This window comes from Streptomyces sp. NPDC111744, from assembly GCF_055634995.1.
This window is the reverse complement of the sequence record NZ_JBVKCG010000007.1, coordinates 390,156-396,155: the sequence shown is the minus strand read 5'-3', so window position 1 is coordinate 396,155 and position 6,000 is coordinate 390,156. Positions and strand designations below refer to the sequence as shown.

General features: G+C 67.6%; 2 protein-coding genes and 1 pseudogene. All 3 read right to left on the bottom strand.

The window, feature by feature from the left end; genetic code table 11:
• Positions 1-500 (bottom strand): annotated as a pseudogene (locus ACZ7OO_RS19320) (hypothetical protein); the annotation flags it as partial.
• A 236-nt stretch (positions 501-736) separates the two neighbouring features.
• Positions 737-1,117, bottom strand: a complete 381-nt coding sequence (locus ACZ7OO_RS19315; protein WP_471505958.1) for a hypothetical protein — start codon at positions 1,115-1,117, stop codon at positions 737-739.
• 1 nt (position 1,118) lies between these two features.
• Positions 1,119-5,795 (bottom strand): RICIN domain-containing protein, encoded by a 4,677-nt coding sequence (locus ACZ7OO_RS19310; protein ID WP_471505957.1) that lies wholly within the window; start codon positions 5,793-5,795, stop codon positions 1,119-1,121.
• Positions 5,796-6,000 lie beyond the last annotated feature (205 nt).

The following is a 6,000-nucleotide window of genomic DNA, read 5'->3' as shown; positions in this document are numbered from 1 at the left end:
TATGCGACGCTGAGCCTGACCAATGCGATCACCAGCAAGTTCCGTATGCGGGCCGAGTACGTCCACAGCAGCAAGGACACCGGCAACCTCAGCACGTGGGGCGCATGGCAGTACTTCACCGTCAGGCAGTGACACACGACGCAGAAGATCCATTGCCTCCGGCGGAATTCGGTCGACGGAAGGTCGGCCCACTGCGACGAAGTGGGCTCTCCCTTCTCGATCGTCCTGGCGAATTCATCAAGCTCCAGGAACGTGAATCCCACCGCCAACTCGTCGAAGGGCACGCCTTCCCCCATGCAACGACCGCCTCTACGAGCAACCCGAGGTCGTCCGTCGAGCCGATCTCCCAAGCTTGCCGTCTTGATACCAATGATGTCGTCGACGGGCGAGGGCACTGGCCAGATTTCGCCCATGCCCAGCTTCGCGGCCTTTTTCATCGCCGCTACAAGGCCGCCCGCAGCGGTCACGTCCGGGTACAGGTCTTTCCGGTGAGTGTCCATCATCGACTTCCCGGCAGTGGCAACGCCGGGGGGTTGGAACGGCCGGGTGTTGCACGGGAGTGTGCTCGGGGCGATCGGGAGTGTGGTCCAGGGCGAGGGATTGGCGAGCGATTCCCTCGTGTGGGGTGGGGCGCGTCACGTGGGCGCCGGGCCCGTGGCATGCCGTGGGCGGGCAGACCCCGTCCCCATCCGGTCGGCGTCGGGAGGCCCCTTCGCGAGGGAGCCTCCCGGGCGCTTCAGCGTGTTCCGCGCATCTGGCCGAACCATGAGGGATCGTCCATCTCACCCTCGTCCTCGTGCCACTGCGGAGGCGCGGAGACGACGAAGCTCCTCAGGCCGTGGCCCAGGGCGAACAGGCGGCCCGGAAGGACCTCCACTCCGTAGTCGAGGCCGGCCTTCGCGCACTCCTCGTCGTCGGCCCGGCGGATGACCAGGCCCTCGTAGCCGGGGCGGAGGACCATGAGGTCAACGTTGGCGAAGTGGACGTCGATGCGGGTCTCCGGCGGTCTGTCCCTGCTACTGCGGAGCAGGAGCCTGCGATGGCCGACGGTGTACTGCCAGACCTTGAAGTATCTGTCCGACCGGAACAGCTCGGGACCGGTGGGCTCCGGCGTCACTTCAGCTCTCACTGTTCAGCACGTCCCAATCGGGTTCGGGGATGTTCACGACTTGGCCCTCTTTGCTGTAGAACGTGATGTTGCGCCACTCGAAATTCTCCAACTGGATCTGAAGTCCGATCTGGCCCATTTCCCATTGAGTGGCCGCCCAGTCACCCGAGCGCCAGGCCTTATATGCGCGCGCATACTGCTCGGCCGGGGTGTCCCCGTCGAAACCCTTGAGGCTGACCGCCACCTTGCCGTTGTTGCGCAGGACATTCGAGACCTCGGTCATCCACAGGGCGATCGGCTTTCCGTTGCTCCGGCCGACCACCTCCGCGAAGGCGTCACCGTTGAAGGTGTATCCCCCCTCAATCTCCTTGGCCAGCGCCTCCGAGTGCTCGCCGATGCCGAGCACCATGGTTCCGGTCGGGCAACCGCTCGTGTTGTGGACCAGAACCGGCGTCGCCCCGGCCAGCACATAGTAGGTGTGCAGGCTGTCGACCGTGAGGTTGTACGCGGAGTGCAGCCGTTGGAAGAGGTGGACTCGGACGACGGCCACGGTATTGCCGCTGCTGGTGCGCAGCGTCTGGCCGGGCTTGAGGTCGCCGGCGTCGATCCAGCGATGGGCGCTGGGTGACCAGAAGGGGTGGTGCTGTGTGGCGGTGATCCGGGCCTTCCCGACGTTGATCGTGATGTCGGCGAAGTCGGTGTCGTCCGGCGTGTAGACGGTGCGGGAGACACGGTGGCTCTCGGTACGGCCGCCTTCGGGATCGGTGGCGAGGACGGTGTCGCCGATCCTGACGTCCTTGATCCTCCTGGTCGTACCGTCGGACATCAGCACCCGGGTGGTGCCGGGGAAGCTGTTCCCGTTGCAGAGCTTCCGCGCCTTGCTGAGGGCATCGAGTGCCTTGGCCCCGATCCCTGCGATGGCTTCGTCGGAAAGATTGAGCGCGCGCAGGCCCTTCCAGGCATCGGCGAAGCCGATGCCGGTCTTCGCGGCGTCGTCCACCGCCTTGACGGCATCGGCGAGTGCGGCCAGGGGCTTTTCGAATGGGACGAACATGGCAGCGGTCCAGGCGCACGCCGTAGCCGACCCGTGGAAGCACTTGATGGCATCCCCGAGGATCACGTCGTACAGGACGCTGCCGAGGGTGTCACCGAAGAGGTTCTGCCAGCCCAGGCGGGTGATCTGACCAGCGGTGAAGTGGTGCTCCCAGTCGACGTCCTCGGCCGTCACCGTTTTACGGTCGAGCCACTGCCACGCCGCTTTCGGGCAGCCGGTAGCAGTGGCGAGGGCGCTGTCGTCGGTGCACAGGTAGAAGTCGACGACCAGTTTGGCGTTGACCTTGTACGCGACGTCGCAGCCTTGGACGGTGAGCGTGCAGTTCTTCGTCTGCTTACCGGAGAGGATCTCCGATTTGTCTTCATCGATGACGTAGAAGACGCCGTCGGCGCCGGTACCGGCACCCGTGGCTACCTGCTTGTTGGCTTCGTCCTGTTCGGCCCGGTCGGCCGCGTCCTGGGCCTCCTTGGCGTATTTGTCGGCGTCCTTGGCGGCCTGTTCGGCCTCGGTGGCCGCGGCGTCCGCGCGGTCGGCCGCCGCTCGGGCGTCCCTGGCGTCCTGTTCGGCCTGGGTTGCTGCGGAGCGGGCCGCTTCGGCATCGAGTTCGGCCGCGTCGGCGGAGTCGCGGGCGTCCTTGGCGTAGCCCTCGGCGTTGCCGGCCGCCGTGTCGGCTGCTGCCGCGTCCTCGGTGGCCTGTTTGTCGTACTCGACGGTGCGGGCCAGGGACTCGGCCGCCGCCGAGGCGGCCTTGGCGGCGTCGGCCGCGTAGCCGAGGGCCTCCTTGGAGTAGGTGCGGGCGTCGGCCGCGTACTGGGCCGCGTTCGCCGCGTGCTGATATGCCTCCTTCGCATCCCCCTTGGCCTGGTCGGCGAGGTCCTCGGCCGCCTTGGCCTCGGCTGCCGCGTTCGTGGCGTGCGCGTCTGCGACCGCCTGCTGCTGGTCGGCGATGGACTTCGACGCCTGCCCGGTCAGCACCACCAGACCGGCCACCGAGTCGGTGTCGACGTACGGCGAGCCGAGCTGTATGGCGTCATTGGCCGGGGCCGCGACCTGCTCCGCCGCCTTGCCGGCGTCCACTGCGGCCTGGGCGGTGACATGCGCGTACCCCGCAGCCTTCGCCGAGGCTGCGAGTGCCTTGCCGGCTTCTGCGTTGGCTGCGTTCGCCTGGGTCTTGGCGTCCTTGGCGTGCTGTTCCGCTTCGTTGGCGAGTTGGACCGCGGTCTTGGCCTCGGCGGCGGCGCCCTGGGAGGCCCTGATGGCGTCCGCTGTCGCGCTGGTGGCGGTCTTCACTGCCGCATCGGCCTTCAGCTTGTCGGCCTGGGCGGCATCGGCGTCGGAGCGGGCGCGTTTGGCGGCTGCTTCGGCGCGGGTGGCCGCGGCGTCGGCGTCGGCGGCCGCCTGGGTGGCGGCGTCGGCCTCGGAGCGGGCCTTCGTGGCTGCTGCTTCCGCGTCGTCCGCGTGTTTGTCCGCCTCGTTGGCGGCGGTGCGGGCGGCGTTTGCCGCGTCGCCGGAGTCGAGGGAGTCGGCGTAGGCGTCCTTGGCGTCCGCCTTGGCGCGGGCGGCGTCGGCCTTTTGTTGGGCGTCCCAGGCGTCGTCGCGCTTGTCCTTGGCGTTGTCGCGGGCCGTGACCGCGTCGTCCCGCTTGTTCTCGGCGGTTTTCTCGGCGGCTTCCGCCTTGTCCTTGGCGTCCTTCGCGGCACTCGCCTGGGACTCGGCGTTCTTTTTGTGCTCGGCGGCCTCGGCCTGCTTGGCCGCGGCGGTCTCCTTCTCCGCCTTGGCCGTCTTCTCCTCGGCCTCGGCGGACAGGCGCTTGGCGTGTGCGTCGGCGGCGGCCGCCTTCGCGTCGCCCTCGGCCTTCAGGGCGTCGGTGAGCTTAGCCTCCGCGGTCTCCTTGTCCTGCTTGGCGTTGTCCCGGTGGATCTTCGCCGCGTCGGCGGCCGCCTTGGCCTGCAACTCGGCCGTCTTCGCGGCCTCCTTGCGGAACTCGGCCTGCACCTGCGCCGCCTGGGCGAGGGCGCGCTGTGTGATGGTCTGGCTGTCCCCGGCGGAGGCACGGGTGGCGGCCTCGGCCGTCTCGGCGGCTTTCTCCATCGCCTGAAGTGCGGCGACCGACCCCTTGGTCACCTGGTCCTTCTGCTGACCGACCAGCAGACCCCGGCCCCGCGGCGCGCCGTTCGAGTCGGCGATGCCGTAGGCGGTCTGGAGGGCCGTGTCCGAGGACGTGGCGGCCTGCTGCGCGGCGGCGAGCTGCGCCTTGACGACGGCGAGTTGCTTCTTCGCCTCCGACTGCGCGTTCGTAATGTTCGCCTTGGCCTTGTCCACGTCGGCCTTCGCCGGAGCGGTGCCGGTGTGGCCCTTCGGGGAGACCTTGAACTTCTGTGCGTCCGTGCCGTTACAGGTCTTGAGGAACGCGTCCTGGCTGTCGGTGAACGTCTTCAGATCCAGGCATGTGCCTGTTGCCGCGTTCTTCAGACCGGTGGTGGCGCGGACGCCGGCTTCCCAGGTCTGGGCCGGCGACTGGTTGCACGTCCAGATCTGGATCTTCGTCGCGTTCGAGGTGTCGCTGCCGGCGTCCAGACACTTGCCCGAATTGGTGTTCCTCAGGTGCAGGCCCTTGTCGTCCTGCTCGAGCTGCCATTCCTGGCCCGCGCTGTTGTTGCAGGTGTAGGTCTGCACGGGCGTGCCGTTGTCCTTCTTGGCCCCCGCTACGTCCAGGCACTTGCCCGAAGCAGCCACCACCTTGATCACATTGGCGGCGTCGCCGATCCAGCCGATGCCGCCCTCGGTGTAGTAGTCCAGCCAGCGGGTGGAGTAGTCAGCGATCCATGACTGGCCCAGAAGCTTGCCCAGGGCGAACGTGCCGTCCTGCAACGCCTTCGTGGCGCTGACGCTGGCCGTGAGGATCTGCTGCCGCTGCGTGGCCTGAGAAGCGATCTCCTGCTGCCACTCGGCGGACGCCTGCGCCACCTCCTTGCCGAGAACCCGGTCCGGGTCGATCGGGTCGTGCCACGCGCATGAGGCGAAGCGGGACTTCAAGTCCTCGACTGCGATGCGGAACTCCGGGCTGTCCGGAGCCGGGGCCGTACGCGGGAAACCACCCGAGGACAGAAAGATACGGGCGTCATCGACGAACACCCGGGGAACGAACAACTGATTGGGTTCGATCTTGCCGGAGTTCTTCTTCCACAGCGCCCACGCCTGCTGCTCCTCTGCAGTCCCCCCGGTGGTGTACAGCTGGTCGCCGATCGCGAGCGCGGCGGCCTTCGTGCCGTCGTCAGCGGTGGGTGACGTCTCGTAGAACGGGGAGAACAGGTCGACCGACTTGAAGTACGACTGGTACAGCCACGGAAGCAGCCCGATCTGGTCGAAGATCTTGTTCGCTTCCCGCGGTGCGCCAGGGTAGGAGTCCAGGCCGCTGACCGTGCTGGACCAGACCTGTCCCTGGTCACCGACCTTCTTCACCCACTGGTCACTGTTGGTGCCGTCCGCGTAGAACGCCTGGTGCAGAGGGGTGTTGTTGTTGGAGAGGTCCCGGTCGAGCTTCTGGTGGAGCTGATCGGGAGGCAGCCCGATGGAGTTCTGCGCAAGGGCGAACAAATTGGGTCCGCCCTTGCGGAGGGCATCAGTGGCCACGCACTGGTCCCCGCGCAGCTGTTCAGCCGCTTTGGTGTCGTAGCCGTCGTAGGAATCGCCGACCAGGCTGACATGGTCCCGTCCCGTGAGGTCGGCGAGGCCGGGCCGGACAGTGAGGCCGGCGACGACCGCAACGGCGGTCAGCAGAAGGACGAGTCGGGCAACCAGCCCTGATGGTCCGGCGGTTGGAATGAGAGATCTTCGT